Source organism: Anaerococcus tetradius ATCC 35098 (assembly GCF_000159095.1).
Classification (GTDB): Bacteria; Bacillota; Clostridia; order Tissierellales; family Peptoniphilaceae; genus Anaerococcus; species Anaerococcus tetradius.
Map to the genome: position 1 here is coordinate 1 of NZ_GG666309.1, position 18,924 is coordinate 18,924.

The following is an 18,924-nucleotide window of genomic DNA, read 5'->3' on the forward strand; positions in this document are numbered from 1 at the left end:
GCCTTACTTTCAGGACAACTTTTAACACTTTTTTGAATATTTTTTTGAAAAATTTTAAAAAAATAGAGGACAGAGAAAAATATCTCTGTCCCCTACTTGATTTACCTATCCAAAAGTTTTCTCAGTTTCTCTAAAATCTTATTTCTTAATCTACTAATTTTCATTGGATTTGTGTTTCTTTGTTTTGCAACTTCTATGAGAGTTTTATCATCAAAATATAGTAATTTGATTAGGTTTCTTTCTTCCTCATTTAAATTGTTTAATGCACAATGCAGATCTTCTATTAGCATTTTAGTTTCAATAATCTTTTCAACATCAATACTCTTATCCGCAATATCTACAACACTTGTATTAAAATCTCCAAAATGAAATACACCGTGCTTTATATCCAGGCGCTTCAAATGAGCTTCATGATTAATCTCTTTTTTATATGCTCTATACACTTCATCAGGTACATATATTTTTTTACCCTTAACATAAATGTATTTTTCTTTATCATTATCTGACATCCTTTGGTCCTCCTTTTTTTACTCGTTTTTCGATTTTTGAGCATAAAAAAGGAGGACTACGGCATTTAGGCATGTCGAGTCCTCTGAAAAATAGAAGTTTTAAAACTAAAAACTGTTTTCTGTTAAACCTAAAAAGTTAACATAAACATGCTATTAAAATAGATAGGTATTCTTATCGTGGTTTTATTTATAGTTTTCTTCATTGATATATCTACCTCCATCACATTTATATATATCACTAAAAGTAGATATATTTGCATTAATTCTGCTTCATATCTAAAAATTCTATAGAAAGTGTTAATATCTCTAGATTCTCATAAAATTTATTTCCTTCCAAGCATATGAACTTATCCAAGTTTTTCTTGTTAAAATAATCTATAAATTTTAGTTTTATTTGTTTTTTCAATTTTGATTGGCTTTGGATTCAACTAAAAATAAGACTAAATCTTTCAAAAATCAATTCAGATAAAATATCATTCTTATTTTTTTATAGTTATACAAGCATCCTGTGCTTATTCCTGCAGGTTTATATGTCTTTCTTTGTTATCTATGCAAAACCTTTAGAAATAAATACCTCTACACTAGTATCTTGTATTTGTAATTTTCTTTTATTAGCAGGTAATCTTTCAATTATCGAATTTTCTTTACTGATATATTATTTTTCCCATAAAAATATTATAAAAATCAAATCTTTAATTATTTAAATTCATATTTGAAATAGCCTTGGCTTGCATTGCTAAACCTACCATTATCATAGTAAAATCTACAACTGGTTCTGCCCACCAAACAGCCCCTACTCCAAATACTCTTGGAAATATAAGTAAGGCTGGAACAAGTAGTATTAACTGTCTTAGCATTACAATCATTCCAGCTTTTTTTCCATCCCCTATCGCTTGAAAAAAAGTTATTGTCATAATCATAATTCCATAAAGAATAAATACTGAATAGAATATTCTGAAATTATTAACTCCGCTTGAAATTATATCCTGACTTACTTTAAATAAACCAAGTAACTGTTTTGAAAATACTTGTGCTGGTAACCAAAAAATTGCTGCAAGTACTGTTCCTCCTATAGAAAATATCTTCATAGTTTCCTTTACTCTATCGTATTGTTTTGCTCCAAAGTTTGTACCAATAATCGGCTGTAACCCCTGACTCATTCCCCAAATTGGTATAAATGAAAATCCATAAAATCTCAAAGTTGCTGACATTAATATTGCATTTGGATCTCCTCCATATCTAAAAGCTTGTCTATAAAGCAATGTTTGCTGAACCATGAAAAATACTTGCATGATCATAGCTGATACTCCTACTCCAAACATTTCCTTTGATATATCTTTTTCTTTTTTTATTTTCCCTATTTTTACATTTTCACTTTTATTCTTAAAATAATAAAGAGTAATAACAGCTTGAATTATTTGTGCTGTTACAGTTGCTATAGCTGCTCCCTCAATGGCATAATCACCCATTGCTTTCATTAGTATTGGATCAAGAACTATATTGATAAAGGCACCGAGTCCCATGATACTCATTGCTCTTTTCATAAGCCCTTCACCACGCATAACCATATTGGCTGACTGGGTAAAGTTTACAAAAATTGAGCCTAGAAATATTATTCTTAAATACCTTATACCTAATGCCTTTATTTCTCCTGTTGCTCCAATTAAATCTAAAAAATATGGTCCTAGAAGTATTCCTCCTATTGTTATAATCGTTGAAAAAAAGATAACCCAATAGATAAGATTTCCCATAAGTTTGTCTATAGTATCTTTATCACCTTTTCCCATGGCTCTTGATAAAATCGATGCCGAACCTATCCCTATAAGCGTTGCAATCCCATTATTAAAAAATGTAAGTGGCATGGCTATTGAACAAGCTGCCATGGCATTTTCCCCTATTATCTGTCCTGCAAATATTCCATCCATAAGTGGATATAGGCCTATAACTACCATCCCAATTACTGCTGGTATAGATAATTGAAACATTAAAGACAATGGCTTCTTGGTCAACAACTGTTCTTTCATGTTTTGTTTCATTTTTAATCCCCTCAATATATAAATTCTTCTGCTAATTTCGTTTTTTCTAATAAATTGTTATACAATTTTGATTCTTCTATCAGTTCTTTGTGATTGCCTTGGCTTTCCACATGTCCATTTTCTATGACTATGATTTTATCTACATTTTCAATAGATTTTAATCTATGGGAAATAATAATAACTGTTTTATCCTTTATTAATTTATTCAAACTTTCTTGAATTTTCTTTTCATTGTCCACATCAAGGCTTGCTGATATTTCATCTAATATAAGAATTGGTGCATCCTTTAAAAAAGCTCTTGCAATAGAAAGCCTTTGTCTTTCACCACCAGAAAGCTCTGACCCATTTTCCCCTATAACTGTATCTAATCCATTAGGAAGTTTATTAATAAAATCCATACAATTTGCAAGGGTAGCTGCCTTGATAACTTCTTCATCGCTGGCATCTTTTTTACCTATACGAATATTTTCTAATATAGATGAGTTAAATAAAGTAACATCTTGAAAAACAATAGATATTTTCTTAAATAAAGAATCTGTGGAAATGTTTTTTATATCCTTTCCATCTATTAAAATTTGACCTTTATCATAATCATATAATCTTGATATTAATCTTAATATACTTGTCTTTCCAGAGCCAGAAGCTCCAACTAGAGCCGTTACCTCTCCCTGTTTCGCAGTAAAGCTAATGTCCTTTAAAACCTGATTATCATCATAAGAAAAAGCTACATTTTTAAAGACTATATCAAACATATTCAGTTCTACATCTTTACCCTCTTGAATTTTTGCTTCTTTAATCTCTCTGATCCTTTCAACACTTGGATCTATAGAGAAAACTTCTAGTAATCCTTCTTTTGATAAATCAAAAATATCTTTTATCTTTATAGCAGACATTAAATAACCTAAGAGATATAAAATGTCAATCTCTCCAGATAGAATAAGGCTAATACCGACATAACTAACTACTGCTATACTTACGAAAGAAAACATAGTAGATAAACCTAATGTTATAATAGAACTCTCTTCCACTTTTAAATGTATTTTTTCACTTTCTTCCATCTGTTTATAAAGTGATGTCTTCACTTCATCAGATAAGTTAAAACTATTTATTTCTTGTTGAAGTTCAATGGTTTCTTGGAATTTTTCTGAGTTTTCTCTAAGTACCTTGTGATATTTCTTGTTTCCTTTTACCTGCGACTTTTTAGCAATAGGTATTAGTATAAAACTTAAAATAGTTGGGATCATTACTGCAAGCCCCATCTTAAAATTACCTATCATTAACATAATTCCAATTAGTGGGAAAAATAAAACCATTCCTCCTACTTTAGGAATTGAATGACTCATAGCGTGTTCTACTTTTTCCACATCTGCCATAATCGTTTGAGATATATCTGATAAATTATGTCTTGAAAAGTAGGATAGGGGAAGTTTTGATAGAGTTTCAGCAATATCTATTCTTAAATTAGCACTCTCTTCATAAGTTGTAGTATAAAGATCATCATATTCTTTGGCTAACAAAACATACATTATTACTAATGTAGCAACAGAAACTCCAAAATATAAATAAGGGCTTTTAACATTTTTCAAAAGAAGCTCATCTGTTAACATCATTAAAATAAAGGCAGGAACCATATTAATACAGTAAACTAAGAAACTCGATATAGTTGATTTAGTGAGATCTTTAGCCCCTTTATCAGTCAGACAAAAGCGTTTTTTATAAAATTTCCTCATCTTTAACCCTCCATTGATTTGCACTGTCATAAAGCTCTAATAATTCCTTATATTTTCCACCTTTTGAAATAAGTTCTTGATCACTGCCTCTTTCAATTATTTCTCCATTCTCTAAAACTAAAATTTCATCAACAGAACGAATACTACTCATCCTATGGGCAATCATAATAACTGTTTTATCTTTCATAAGGTTTTTAAAGGCCTTTTGAAGCTCATACTCATTGTCTGGATCAATAGAAGCACTAGCTTCATCCATAATTACAATTTTAGATTTCTTGAGCATGGCTCTCGCAATAGCAATTCTCTGTTTTTCTCCTCCTGATAAATAGACTCCTTTTGAGCCGATCATGGTATTCTCCCTTTCAGGAAACTTATTTAAAATAACATTACAACCTGCAAGTTCCATAGCCTTCATAACTTCTTCTCTACTTGCCTTTCTATTAGCAAGAGCAACATTTTCGTAAATAGATGTCTTAAAAAGTTTGCTATCCTGAAAAACAAAAGAAATTGTGTTTATTAGAGTATCCTTACTATAAGATTCTAAGGGTCTCTCTCCAATCTTTATACTGCCACTATCTACTTTGTAAAAACCAGATAATAGCTTTACAATAGTCGATTTACCTGAGCCTGAATGACCCACCAAAGCATATTTTTTTCCTTCTTCTAATTTAAAAGATAAATTTTCTAGTACTTTGTTTTCATTATAAGAAAAATTCACTTTTTCAAACTCTATATTATAGTTTTTGAAATTAATATTCTCTCCATAAGACAATTTATCTTCATTCATCTTTTTATATAAATCTTCTAAAGTATCTACAGCATACCTAGCGTTAAAGATGTTCATACTAGCCCACATAATTTTCATAAATGAAACCATCATTACTCCACTTAAAAACAAAATCATGAATAGTTCAACAATAAGCAAATTAGCATTATTAACTTTATTTATGGTAAAAACTAAAGGGATAGACAAAATTGCAATAATTCCAAAAAATATCCATTGATATAGTACATAAGGTTTTTTAGAACTAATTGAGTAATCAAGAGCATACTTAGAATAATCCTTAATTGCCTTATAAAGAGTTTTAAAAGACTCTACAGTAGCTCCGAATATTTTAACAACTTGCATGCCTCTGACATATTCAACTGTTTCACCACTTAAAATTTCTAAGGATTTTTGGTAGTATTCCATGAACTCTCCTCCACCCATCATGTTCTTTAAAATAAGAGCCCCTACTATTGTTAGTATAAGAATAACTATTCCCACTCTACTACTAATAGAAAAGGCAAGTATTAAAGATAAGACTGGAATTAAAAAAGCTTGTGAATTATCTGGTATCATATGTGCTACTGCCGTATGAGTTTTAGCTGCATTATCATCAATAGTTTTTCTTATAATTCCAGATGGATTTAAGTCATAAAAACGAAAACTTGCTCCTGTAAGTCCATCTATCCCTTTCTTTCTCAAATTAGTTTCTAAACGAAATCCGAGCTTATGGGAAAATAAACCTGATAGTAAATATACCAAAGCTCCCAACGTCAAACTCAAAACAGTTTGAATAGACATTGCTCTAGCAACTAATAAATCCTCCTCAACAATTGAACTTCTTAAAAATTTATACAACAATGAATATCCGTACACCATCAGAAACGCAGATAGTGCTGATAAGAAAACTGCTATATATCCATTATGTTTTCCCTCAGGCACATAGGAAAAAAGCCTTTTGTAAATTTTCATATTTACCCCCTTAATAATATTTTGATAAATTTCAAATAAAAAATACGACTTACTTGATAACTTTTATCATAAGTATATTGTAAAATATTTTCGTTTGTTTTACAATATATATAGGTTTATATGTCTAAACGTGTTATTGGAGGTTTGTATGGAAAATTTTGAAAGTTTAATAAATGCTTATGTTTCATCGGAATTAAAAGACGAGAATTATTTTCATCCTCTAGGGAGGTATTATATAGCTAATACGAAATTATATAATGGTTATTACTGGTATTACGAAAGTAGCGACTTTATAATAGACATTCATAATCTTTTCATAAAAGAAGATTTTGTAGAAGATGGCGTTGAATCAATGCAAAATTATGTTACATTAATTTCCAATTTTGTAATGTCTGGAAACGGAGAATGGTTTAATCCCTATCAGTCAATTGAACCTTTTTCTATGTTTGTTATGGATCCAAGCGACAAAAAGAATAGATATCTTATACATAAAAATTCTAGATTGTGTCTTGTAGGTGTAAAATTTAAAAAAAGTTTTTTAGAAAAATACTATCCACCATATTCTTACTCAAATAATGTAGATGATTTAAAAGATATGTTTTTTCAATCTAAAAATTCAATTATTAATCCAATAAGTAAGATTGCTAAAGATATTTTGACTTGTAAACTTGAAAATGCTGAAGCTAAACTTTTCTTTGAGGAAAAGGTAAAAGAGTGGTTTTATATAACTGTTGAGGCTAGTGAAGATTCGAAAAATTTTAAGCCTCTTTCAACCGAAGATGAAAAACTTATTGAGAATGTAGAAAGATATATTAGCGATCATTATTCTAACAACATACCTCAATCACTTCTAGAAAAAATCGCTTGTATGAGTGGAACAAAGTTAAAGGAAAGTTTTAAGAAAAAAAACAATTTGAGTATTACAGAATTTACCCAAAGAAAAAGAATGAATATAGCAGAACAATTATTAGTAACCACTGATCTTGAAATAAGACATATAGCTAAAACTGTTGGGTATACTTCAGCTAGCCGATTTAGCAAACTTTACAAAAGATATAAGGGAGTTTATCCTAATGAGGTTAAAATTATGATTAATTTAAATAAATAAATCTAAACCATATTCCTAAAAAGAGGACTAAGACGCCTCAATATGTCTAGTCCTCTTTTTGGAATTTTTAATACTATTAATTAACAATATAAATTTATATCTCATTGAAAATCATAGTGTAAAATATCTTGTGTAAACGTAAAGTTGTTCCTTGGATAGAAAAAGAGGATCCAATCTTGTAAGATTAAGTTAACACAACTAAATCACATGAATATTGGAGAACCTCATAACAAATTTTAACAAAGAATTGATTGAAGTGCTAGCCCAAGGAGTAGATGTTACAGAAATATTTCGCTGTCAACCGGAAGATGCGATGAATCTTCTTCTAGAAACAGAAAAAAACGTTTTTTAGGATTTGAGCCCTGTGATACCAGTGAATACAACTCTGGGAATTCTAGAAATAGCTACTACACTAGAACCCTTAAAGGCAAATATGGTATATTACATCTTAAGATGCCTATGGATAGGAAGGGGCTCTTTTCTCAAAAACCCCTATCTTTTTTTAACGAGTCAAATTCTACTCTTGAAGATAACATTAAATTGTTCCACCAAAATGGTCTAACAACCAGAGACCTATTAGAAATGATTGAGAAAATATACGGTCAGCAAACCGTATCAAATAGTTCGAAGTCCACCCTAGAGGAACTATAGCTTTTTAAAAAGAACTCCAGACAGGCCGTTGTCTACTGCTATGTTACCTTTCTCTCCATAAGACGAGATTCGATTAGCAAAGAAGCTGTTCATGATATTATAGGAATCACAAAAGAAGGCCACAAAGAGGGTCTAAGCTTTGCTATTTATCCCATAGAATCTGCTTCTAACTACAGAGAAATATTCCAAGATCTTAAATCCAGAGGACTAGAAGATATCGTTCTCTTTGTTAGCGATGAATTAACAAAACTAAAGCATACTCTTAACGATGAATGTCCCTTATCAAAACATCGATCCTACTGGATACATATCATAAGAAATATAGCCAATAAAGTAAGAGTCAATAATAAGTCACCCCTACTGGAAGACTTAAACTTCCCTTAGAAAATTTGTTTGATAAATGGGCAGACAAATATCCTAAAGTAAAAGAACAATTTCCCCATGAAACATCTCTGGAAAAGTATGTGTATACCGATGTTTCAAAATACAACACGGCGTTTTCTTCTATGATCCATAAGGAATTTGGGATGGCACTATATGAACTAAGTAAACTGCTAAATAAAACATAAGGAAAGCGCCAAAGCAAAAATTTTTCATCCAATATATGGGATTAAGGTACAAAGCATGTAGCATTATCTAGTTAGGTACAATTTACTTAGTTTCACAAGAGGTTACACAATTTATTTAACACTACCTTGAAAACTCTATGCCTTAATAATTTTAAAGTGTAATACTGAACAATTATTAGTTAACTATAATAAAACAATTAAATTATCTTCTTATTAATGTGAATATTTTTTATAATTTCATTAAGATATCAAGTTAGACATATCTTATTTTTTCTAAATCCAATACACGATTGCAAATTAAACTTGCAAATTCAAAATCATGGGTAGCTATAAAAATAATTTTATCTTTTGAATGTGACTTTAATAATTCTACAGTTTTAATCATATTTTTATAATCAAGCCCACTTGTAGGCTCGTCTAAAATAAAAATTTCTTTGTTACACAATAGTCCACAAACTATGGCAAGTCTTTGCTTTTGTCCCCCAGACAAAGTGTTAGGGTGGCTATTTTTATAATTATATAAGTCAAAATCATTTAGCAGTTCATTAATTAAATCATCTTTTACGTTCTTTATTCCTAATTTACATTCAGCAAAGACACTATCGGCAAATAATTGATAATTTACGTCTTGCATAACCATATAAGATATTTGCTTTCTTGCTTTTTCATCAATTTCTTTAGATTTTAAAATAAACTCACCCTTATAATCAGTATAAAGTCCACAAAGAGTTCTTAAAAAAGTAGTTTTCCCTATGCCGTTAGATCCTAAAACAGCAATAATATCACCCTTGTTTGCAGAAAAACTAAATCTATCTGTAAGGCATTTATCTTTCCTATAAATTGAAACATTATTTACCTGTAAATAAGACTTACCTATAATTGGTGATTTTTCTTTTATATTTAAACTAGGTTTGTTTCTTGTTCTTAAACCCATAGTCTTAATTTCATCTTCAGATAAACTTAAAAAATCTTTATTGGAAAAAATTTTATCAATTTTCCCATTCTTCATATAAATAATTCTATCAACTAAATCCATTATATAATAGATTCTGTGTTCAGATATAATAACTGTTTTACCACTCTCTTTCAACATGGATAAGTGTTTTTTTAATATATCTATTGTCGGTATGTCCAAATTAGAAGAAGGCTCATCAAGTAAATAAATATCTGGATTTGTTGCATAAACTGATGCAAAAGCAATTTTTTGTTTCTCTCCTCCAGATAAATGAAAAATATTTCTATTTTTTAGTTTATTTATTTCTAATTTCTTGCAGGTTTCATCTAATTTCTCTTCTAAAATTTTTGTTTCTACTCCTTGGTTTTCTAGTCCGAATACAATTTCACTATTTGTATCCACATTAAAGAATTGGGTTCTAGGATTTTGAAAAACACTGCCGACATTTTTTGAAAGTTCAAACATTTGATAGTCAGATAATGATTTATCATTTATTTTTACATCACCATTTAAATCTCCTTCATAATAATATGGTATCAACTTATTTATAAGCCTTGTAATAGAGGTTTTTCCAGAGCCAGAAGAACCACATATTAAAATAAACTCTCCTTTTTTTATTTCTATATTTATATTATCTAGGCTAATATCCTTAGAGTTTCTATATTTGAAACAAACTTCATTTAACTTAATCATAAAAATACCTCAAATATATTGTAAATGCAGTAATTACTACTCCAATTATTAGAGATAAATAATCTAAAATTCCAAAATTAATCCTTATAATTGAAGTTCGTTTATTTGGTGATTCAATTCCCCTCGTGATAGAAGCTATAGTTAATTCATCTGCGGCTTTTGACGCCATAATTATCATAGGAGAATAAATGCATTCTACGGTTAAAGAAGGGTTTTTTATAAACCCCAAAAAAGATGGAGAAATTCCTCTAAACCTCATTGAATCTTTTATATATAGCCAATCTTCTTTTATAGTTGGTATATACCTAAGCATTACTGCTAGGGGGATAGAAATTTTTTTAGAAACACCAACATAATCCATAGCAGATAAAAACTCCCCTACTTTCGTTGTGCTAAGTATTATCATAGAGAGCATACATACCGGATAAATTTTATTAACTAAACCCAAAAATGGCATAAATATGCTTCTAAAAGTATTACTTCCATATCTTACAATTAAAATACTAAGAAAATATACTAATAGATATATTAATATCCCAGTAAAAGCAATTTTGATTTTTCTATTTATAAGACTAAAAATAGCAATTAATGCTACAAAAGCTAATTCATATTCTATTGAGGGCAATATACTAGATATAATTATGCACAAAAATAGTAAAACTATTTTTGTGCATGGATTAATATGTGTATTCAATTCTCCTGAAATCATATAATACCCGCCTTTTCAAATTGCTTTTTCAAAAGTTTAGAACCTATAAAAGCACTAAATAAAGCAACTAAAAAAGTTCCAATCACAATAACATAAATCATCCAATCAGCAGCTGCTGCATTCATAGACTCTATATATGTTATATCTGTCCCCTTCTCTATCATTGCATTTGACCAAGACTTAGGATCCATAAAATATACGACAAAAGTCCCTATATCTCCAAGTGCAAATACTCCAAAAGAAAGGATGTTTGTTTTTTTACTTTTATATGACTTGCTTCCTGCTATAAACTCAGCAATTATCCCCATAACTAAAGTTCCAAGACCCATAGCCCAATGCATGCCAGTTGCAAATCTCAAAATACAAATTATTATTGCCAAAATAGCAATAGTTCCTCTTTTAGCCACTTTCGAGATCAGAAACATAAATATTATTCCTGATAAAAGAGCACTACCCATTGGCTGATAAAAGGTTAATACAGGATTCATTCCAAAAGGCATTCCCCCAATCATATTAAATATAAAATAGAGAGCTGTAAAAACCCCTATAGTAATCAAATCCTTTGTTTTTAGACCATTCATATTATTTTTATTCATTTTTTCCTCCTTTTAAATCATTAATTTTAATTGCATTTTTTTTATACGGTTGAATTATTTTACTTTGTCCAAGCTCTCTAGATAATTCACCCCATGTCTCTATCGCTGAAATCAAGTATTGTTGCTCCACTATATTAGCCTTTTTACTATCTATACAATTTATAAATTCTATAATGGACTTTGAAATAGAATTAACCCAACTTAATTTCATCATACTACTATAAGTTTCTTCGTTATCTTCAGCTATTTCAAATGTTTTTAATTTCGAAAACTCATTGCTTTCTTCTAAATTAAATTTTCCATTTTTATCATGTGGCTTATCCAAACAACTCTCCCATATTATAGGTCCATTTGTACCTGATAATGTCAAATTCCCTGAGTTCGTTATAAACATTATTTTATGCATTAATAACATGTAATTATCTGGATTTTTCGCAGTCATTTGATTTTGCACACTTATACATATAGGAATATCGTTTATATACCCTTCTATAATCTCAAAAGGTGATTCTATATTCTGCGTAGATATATTTCTAAATTCATAAGGTTTTAGTCCTCCCAAAGCTCTTCCCAAAATATCTATAAGAGGAAACAATACATGTACACTGCATTGTGCAGAAATAAATCTAATTTTCGACAACTTATTTAGCTTTTTAGATAAACTCAAAAATGTATCTACACTTTTTAAATTTGGATAAAATGTGTTAAGTTTATAAAAACAAGAATTTTCTCTTGATAATTTCAAAAACTCTATATATTCTTTTAAATGAACTGGTTGTTCCTGAATTACATTTACTCCATTCTTTAACAGTTGCTTAACCAAATCACTGCCTGCCCCACCTATCAATGTTGACCCTATAACAACACAAGCCAAATCTATTTCATTAAGATTCACATCATTTAAGGTTGTATATATTGGTATTTTATACTTTTTAGCATAACTTTGAGACAATTCACTACCTTTTGACAAAATGCCTACTATCTGAAATTTTTCATTCATATTTTCGATAGCTTTTATATAAAACTGTCCAAATCCTACACCACAAACCAATACTCTATATTTGTTTTGCATAACTTATATTTCCCCCCTTTCTTGGCTAACACAAATTTCATCTCTTATTGATTTGCCATTTAATTTAATATCTAAAATAGCTTTTCTGTATAGCAACTCTTCTAAAACATCTTTACTATCCAAAATCTCAAACGCCCACATTGTTTTATTTATGTCATCTCTATCCAACAACTCTTTTACACACATTGCTGTTAAATAACCGTTTATAAGATAAGTATCTCCACATATAACTTCTAAAAACTCCTCATATTCCCCAAACCCATAGTCTAGAATTATAGAACATTGATACTTGTATTGAAGTAAATTATCCTTAGCTTTTCTTTTACTTGATATTTGCTCATTAATGTAATCGGCAACTTGATATACTTTCTCCAAGGAATATTCTTTCTGGATTTCTGAAACACCCTGTCTTAGAATCTTATCATGCTCTGGGTTGAGATACACATTATTCCAATAAACTTCATTATTAGGAAATTTTTCAGAAACATTTAATAACTCTTTAGAAATATATTTTATACATACAGAATTCAAAGGTAAAAAATCAACATTATTTTGTTCTTTTAAATCAACTTCTCTGCTTATTTTTTTCTTTTCTCCTTTATAGATAAAACAATTGGTCTCAATATATCCATCTAATGAACTCATTAAAACATCAATTAATGCATTTAATGTCACTTTCTCATTTCCTCCAGCATACATGTAAATACGTTTTAAGTTTTTTGAATATTTTTCATTGAGCCACTTCAAAACAATTCCAGATAATCCTGGGAAATTTCCAGTACCTATTACAGATTTTGTATTTAAAATTATTTCATCATCCAATAAATTAACGCCAAATAAATCAACATATTTTAAATCAAGTTTTTTTATTGCATAAGCAATTTTAGGGCTTGTAATATATGAAGGTCCTGTCGCATTAACTATCAAGTCGCAATCCTTACAAAAAAGGTACAACTCTTTATCATTCAAAACATCAACGGATACGTGCTCAATATATTTATCTACGAGATCTTTTTTTATATATCTATGTCCACATCTTAACCTATACCCACTTTGCTTCAACTCCTCAAATACTATATTCCCGCAAAAGCCACTAGATCCCAATATACCTATCTTTTTTTTCATTGTTTTTTATCTCCAAAAATATTTTTAAATACTTCACTTGCCATTTTCCCATTTAAACATGTTAAGTGATTCCCTTTTATTTTTTGTAGCTTTATATCCCCTAAAGTTGCATTCTTCCAAAATTTTTCATTATCAATATTATCGAGCGGTAAAAAAGTAAATTTTTCATTATCACAATATAAAACTTTTACATCTCCTACATAATTTTCAGGCTCATATAGCATAGCAGCCTCAAAACTTTGAGAGAATATGTTAAATCTTTGCTTAATATTACTTAAAGTATTTATTTCATTAAGCTTTTCGTTTTCAATGCTATTTAACATCCTATTAAAACGCTCATTTTCATCTAATGTACTAAATTCTACATAACATTCTTTCACATTCTTAAATTTATCAATAGACTCTAAAAATAAATCATCCCTTTGCATTAATTTAAGATTATAATTCTTCGATAAGTATAGTAAGCTCTTTCTCACTTCTTCGTCTGAAACTGAATGACCAGCTTTATTAATATTCGCTCCTATGAGTTGTGCAAATGCCCTTTCTAATAGAAAATTATTTAGTATCATCTTTTTGCATATCATAGTATCTATTGTGGTCACCATATTTACCTTCAAACCTTTTTCTAATAGAACTTTACCAGTTTCAATAGCTATCAACCCACCCGTACAAAATCCTATTAATTCGAATTCTTTTTCTCCCGTCTGCTCTAATAGATTTGCATACTCGTATCCTAATGTTGATATCAAGTTATCTGGAGATATTGATAAAAAACTTTTTTCATCAATATTTCCTAATCCGTATAAATTATACTTATCACAATTTTCATTTATTAATGGTATCAAGCTCGAATATGGTCCCAAGCTTCCTAAACCATCATGAAATAAAACACATGCTGAATTCGTAGTCTTTTTCTCACTCAGTAAAATTATTTTTCCTATACTCTCATTATCTTCTTTTAGTTCTTCTTGCGAGTTAAATATAAAATTACTACACATTTCTCTTAAGGAATCTGATTGAATTAAGCCCAACATTATCTGATCCCAAGGAACTTCTTTAAACTCTGCTAAGTTTTGTTTCATTTTAGAGGCAATCTGTGCAGCTATTAAAGAATCACCTCCTAATTCGAAAAAGTTGTCATTAATGCTCAAACTTTCAACTTTCAATGTTTCTTTCCATATTTGAACTAAATTTTTTTCTAAATTAGTTGCAGGTCCAACTTCCTTCTTATTTATTTCTTTTATTTTTACTCTTTTATTAATTCTTTCCTTTAAATCATCTCTTAGTTTTCTTCTATTAATACAAGCTTCCCTTGTAAGAGGGATTGAATTAATAACATTAAATGTATTAACTCTAATAGGATAAGGCAAGAGTCTTAATATATTATTTAAAATTCTTTTTTTATCTAAATCAATAATACTTTCTCTAAATTTTACAATATATAAACATTGTCCCAAAATATCTCGTTCTCTGCTATTGTCTGGAAAACACTTCACCAAATCACCATTGCAATAATTTATGATTTTATTCATGTCATTCATTGATAAAAACACTTGATCCGTATCTTCTCTAAATCCTTTTATATGGTCTAAGCCTGCATGAAACTCCATTGAAGTTAATAACGCATAACTTCCGGGTAAACCTTCAAGAATTACTAGATGTCCATTTCTAGTAAGCATTCCCTTAAATTGTTCTAATACTTCAGATTCATCATTTGCATTATGAAATACATTATTGCAAATGATTAAATCAAACTCTGAATTATTCATTCCCTGTTCAAAATAATCTTTATTTATATCGTAAATTCCAAAATCTATATTATTATACTTTATAAAATTTTTTTCTGCTTCATTAATAAATGACTGAGAAATATCAGTAAATAAATACTTTATATTATAATTTTTAATTTGCTTCATTAAATCAATAGTGGTTCCTCCAACTCCTCCCCCTACTTCTAAAATCCTGAAATCCTTGTTAGGAAAGCGTTGATTGAAATCATCTATAATATCATTAATATATTTTATCGTTGCTTTATTCATTATGTTACTTATAGGATTGTTTTTATATGCTGCTAAAGCTACATCAAAAGAACCATTTGGGAAAAATAACTCAACTGAATTTATCTTTCCTTGTAGCAATTTAATTAGATTCACTCGTGATTCATAAAAATAATTCATCATTATATCGCTGTATTTAACGTGCAAATCTATCTCTTTCCATTTTTCCCATGCCTTTCCTATATTATCTACTCTACAACTATTTAATTTGTATCCTCTGTTTGCGTTGTATTTAATAATTCCCTCGGAAATAAGTGCATTAAGCCATCTTTTCAATAATCTTTTGTATATATCAACAACCTTTGTTTCATAATATATTTCTTTAATAGAATACCACTTGTTTTTATTAACAAATACTCCTAATTTTAAAAATGTTTGAAAAATATCCTCTATAGCCGTTTCGTTTGATGCCTGCATCCACCTTAAAAAATTATCCAAGTTAAAGTCATCCACATCTTTTATGTTGAACTCCGAAAATTTAATATTTCTGGTATCTTTGGTTGCTTCAGAAAAATTTGGTTGGACAAACACATCTACGCTACAATCATTTTTATTGGGGACAATTGCAGACTTATGAATATCTTTTAAAGAATTAATTTTACTTTCAATTTCATAAACATTAATATCGTTACCCTCTAATTTTACATCACCAGTACTATCATGGGTTACTATTATACTATCTGATGTATACATTCCTCTAAATTTTGTTTTCGCAAGAACATTTTTTTGATCAGTACTGTTATATATGTCACTACTTGACTCATCGTTCGATTTTTTGTTGACGAATATATCACCTACAACCCATTCTGGGCACATAGACAAATGCTGATCCAAAATAGAAACTTCACCGCTCGATAGATTCTTGTTAAATGAAAGCAAATTATCTTCATGATCCATCTTTACATACTCTTTACATAAAATCATATACTGCTCATTATCTTGAATTGTAAAATCATCAATCATAAATATAATTCTAAAACTTTCTAATAACTCTGGAAATTGATTTATTAAGCTCATAGAGTCAATAGCAGTTATAACAATTAAAGTTTTAGAAATTATTGATTTTATTTTTGATTTACGAATATGATTTTTACATAACACTTCAAGTTGATGCATATTGACCTGTATGAATTCTGAGTCCATTATCATTTTATTATATTTTTGTTGTGAAATATTTTTGCACAGGTTTAATGTTGATTGAGATAATAAGCATATTAATAAATTCGTAATTAAAACACGGCTATTGTTATTTTCACAAACTAGTAATTCATCAGCTTTTCTTACTTTCAATAAATCAATTTGTTTTCTGACAAAAGAAAATATGTTTTTAACCTTGATAGGATAAAATCTCATTTCACCTAATTGATCCATCTCCTTTGAAATGAGTGTAGCCTTTGCTATATCAGTTATTTCAAATTTATCTGGTTTTTCATCATCAAAATCTTCTATCTGTTCCAAAGAAATAATTTTTAAATTTTTATAAATCTCTCCATCTAAGCAAAAATCGTTAATATCATTAATTAGAGCAAATTTAATATCATACTTCTTGTTTAGCGACTCTATTTCTTCTAAATCTTCCGTTTCATCAATAGGTAATGCTCCCCCTCCTATTGATAATATTGCTAAGATAGCTCCGACTTTTAAAAAAGCATCCGGTGAATTAATTAAAACAGTATCTCCAGCTTTGCATTTATTTATAATTAATAAATCTCTAATATTTCTTACTAGCAAACCTAATTTTTTATACGTATATTTTTGATCATAATTATTCAATATTATTTTAGAAGCCATTTCTTTTAGATATAGATTTCCAATAAAAGATTCAAAATTCATATTGTCATTAAACTCCGATGACAATATATGACTCTGGCCAAATGTTCTTAACACTTCTTTATCTTTGCTAGAGTTTTCTTTACGTCTATTTAGTATAATATCAGAGAATCTTGTAAAAGCTGATTCAATCATACCTTTAGGGAATATATTATCTCTTACATCCCATGTAATCAATATTCCACCCTTGTCTCTCATTACCTGACAATCAAGTATTACTTGTGGGGTCTGTGTTATTTTATAAACCAATTCCCCAAAATTACTTATGCTGTTACTTTTAATGTTCTCTTGAATGCCTAAAGCACTTGTAAAAACATATGGATATATTATATTCTGTTTTCTTGATTTTGATACTTCTCTAAGAACTTCAATACCTGAAAAACTTCTATTATCAATATCCTTCCAAAGTTGAAGCTGGATATTTTGTGCATTTTCCACAAATTCATTTTCGTTTAAATTGCTTATTTCTAGTAAATTGATATCAGTAAAATCCCCTACAATAGAACTAATATTAGGATGAATATCATCTCTCTCCGAAATTGTGACATTTATACAAAATCTTTTTTCGCTAGACCAACGGCTTAATACTTCTGCATATGCTGTTAATATAAACGCTGTTAGGGTTATTTTGTTTCTGCTACAAATATCTTGTATTTCTAATTCTCTCTTTTCAGTTATACGAAGATTAAATTGTTTTATTGATACATTTCCTTCACTTGATTTGGTTGTTAATGTTGGTCCTTCAGGTAAATCTTCAATTTTTTTCAACCAATAATCTTTCGCTTTATTATAGTTGATTCGATATTCACTTGTTTTTTTGAAGTTTTCATCGAATACTATAATATCTCTAAATGTTATTCCTTTGTTTTCTAACTTAATATCTTCAAAATATGAGTCCTCAAGATCTCTAATTATAACTCCAATGCTTGTAAAGTCTGCAATCAACATATCCAAAGACAAATGAATTATACTGTAATCATCAAATGATGTTATTTCTATGTCATATAGTGGCCATTTCCCTAACTCATAAGTCTTTGAAGATAATCTCTTTCTAACATTTTCCAAATGTTCGTCATTAAAATGGTATTTTGAACACCTTTTAGTATATCTTATATCTGGAATATTATAATCCTTTAAGATTTTTTGTTTTCCATCATTGTAAATTACAGCATGTAACATTTCATTTGCTATTATTACATCAGTCCAGGATTTCTTAAATTTAGCTATATCAATTACAGGATATTTTATTTCACAATAAATTTTACAGTTTGTTTGTCCATATTTATATAGCTCCCCTTTACCTACTGTATAAGCTAATTGCATATTTGTTAAATCAAATTCTTCATTTAAATTTTCCTTGTCAATTATTACAGGAGAGCAACTTTTTGCAAGAAAATCTATTAACTCATCTCTTATCTTAGAAAGTTCCTCTTGAATTGCTTTATTCATAACACCTTTTGGGGAATTATAGCATAGTTTTCCATTTTCTAAAAATAACCTTATGCCTTGCTTCTGATATTTTAGAATAGTTTTTTCTATCGACATA

At 28.9% G+C, this 18,924-nt stretch carries 11 protein-coding genes and 1 pseudogene; 2 read left to right on the plus strand and 10 right to left on the minus strand.

The annotated features are described in order from the left end of the window. Window positions 1–101: 101 nt before the first annotated feature. The 4 genes from HMPREF0077_RS09550 to HMPREF0077_RS09565 all read right to left on the minus strand — a co-directional run bounded on the left by HMPREF0077_RS09550 (window position 102) and on the right by HMPREF0077_RS09565 (window position 6,013). The gene (locus tag HMPREF0077_RS09550) at window positions 102–509 is read right to left on the minus strand and encodes a sigma-70 family RNA polymerase sigma factor (protein WP_002841660.1); all 408 of its coding nucleotides are present in this window, start codon (window positions 507–509) and stop codon (window positions 102–104) included. Between the two features lie 692 nt (window positions 510–1,201). Continuing rightward, a complete protein-coding gene (locus tag HMPREF0077_RS09555) occupies window positions 1,202–2,545 on the minus strand; it encodes an MATE family efflux transporter (protein WP_040349741.1) in 1,344 nt (447 codons plus the stop codon). A gap of 11 nt (window positions 2,546–2,556) precedes the next feature. Then, window positions 2,557–4,275, minus strand: a complete 1,719-nt coding sequence (locus HMPREF0077_RS09560) for an ABC transporter ATP-binding protein (protein ID WP_211204694.1) — start codon at window positions 4,273–4,275, stop codon at window positions 2,557–2,559. Then, the gene (locus HMPREF0077_RS09565) at window positions 4,259–6,013 is read right to left on the minus strand and encodes an ABC transporter ATP-binding protein (protein WP_004837814.1); all 1,755 of its coding nucleotides are present in this window, start codon (window positions 6,011–6,013) and stop codon (window positions 4,259–4,261) included. Before HMPREF0077_RS09565 ends, HMPREF0077_RS09560 begins: the two co-directional genes overlap by 17 nt. Window positions 6,014–6,161: 148 nt before the next feature. Between HMPREF0077_RS09565 and HMPREF0077_RS09570 the strand changes: the two genes are divergently transcribed. Further along, window positions 6,162–7,121, plus strand: a complete 960-nt coding sequence (locus HMPREF0077_RS09570) for a helix-turn-helix domain-containing protein (protein ID WP_004837815.1) — start codon at window positions 6,162–6,164, stop codon at window positions 7,119–7,121. A 294-nt stretch (window positions 7,122–7,415) separates the two neighbouring features. Further along, window positions 7,416–8,156 (plus strand): annotated as a pseudogene (locus tag HMPREF0077_RS11195) (transposase). Window positions 8,157–8,594: 438 nt separating this feature from the next. Here HMPREF0077_RS11195 and HMPREF0077_RS09585 read toward each other — a convergent pair. From HMPREF0077_RS09585 to HMPREF0077_RS09610, 6 genes are read right to left on the minus strand one after another with little or no spacing between them, the layout of a single operon-like run. Further along, window positions 8,595–9,989: an ABC transporter ATP-binding protein gene (locus tag HMPREF0077_RS09585; protein WP_004837819.1), complete on the minus strand. Its 1,395-nt coding sequence runs from the start codon at window positions 9,987–9,989 to the stop codon at window positions 8,595–8,597. Further along, a complete protein-coding gene (locus HMPREF0077_RS09590; protein WP_004837820.1) occupies window positions 9,982–10,698 on the minus strand; it encodes an energy-coupling factor transporter transmembrane component T in 717 nt (238 codons plus the stop codon). Before HMPREF0077_RS09590 ends, HMPREF0077_RS09585 begins: the two co-directional genes overlap by 8 nt. Continuing rightward, window positions 10,695–11,294: an MptD family putative ECF transporter S component gene (locus HMPREF0077_RS09595; RefSeq protein ID WP_002842343.1), complete on the minus strand. Its 600-nt coding sequence runs from the start codon at window positions 11,292–11,294 to the stop codon at window positions 10,695–10,697. The genes HMPREF0077_RS09590 and HMPREF0077_RS09595 overlap by 4 nt, the downstream gene beginning before the upstream one ends. Beyond that, window positions 11,287–12,366, minus strand: coding sequence for a Gfo/Idh/MocA family oxidoreductase (locus HMPREF0077_RS10555; protein ID WP_002842344.1), 1,080 nt, complete (start codon window positions 12,364–12,366; stop codon window positions 11,287–11,289). The genes HMPREF0077_RS09595 and HMPREF0077_RS10555 overlap by 8 nt, the downstream gene beginning before the upstream one ends. A gap of 3 nt (window positions 12,367–12,369) precedes the next feature. Then, the gene (locus HMPREF0077_RS09605; RefSeq protein WP_004837821.1) at window positions 12,370–13,491 is read right to left on the minus strand and encodes a saccharopine dehydrogenase family protein; all 1,122 of its coding nucleotides are present in this window, start codon (window positions 13,489–13,491) and stop codon (window positions 12,370–12,372) included. Then, window positions 13,488–18,923 (minus strand): condensation domain-containing protein, encoded by a 5,436-nt coding sequence (locus HMPREF0077_RS09610; RefSeq protein ID WP_004837822.1) that lies wholly within the window; start codon window positions 18,921–18,923, stop codon window positions 13,488–13,490. Before HMPREF0077_RS09610 ends, HMPREF0077_RS09605 begins: the two co-directional genes overlap by 4 nt. Window position 18,924: the final 1 nt, after the last annotated feature.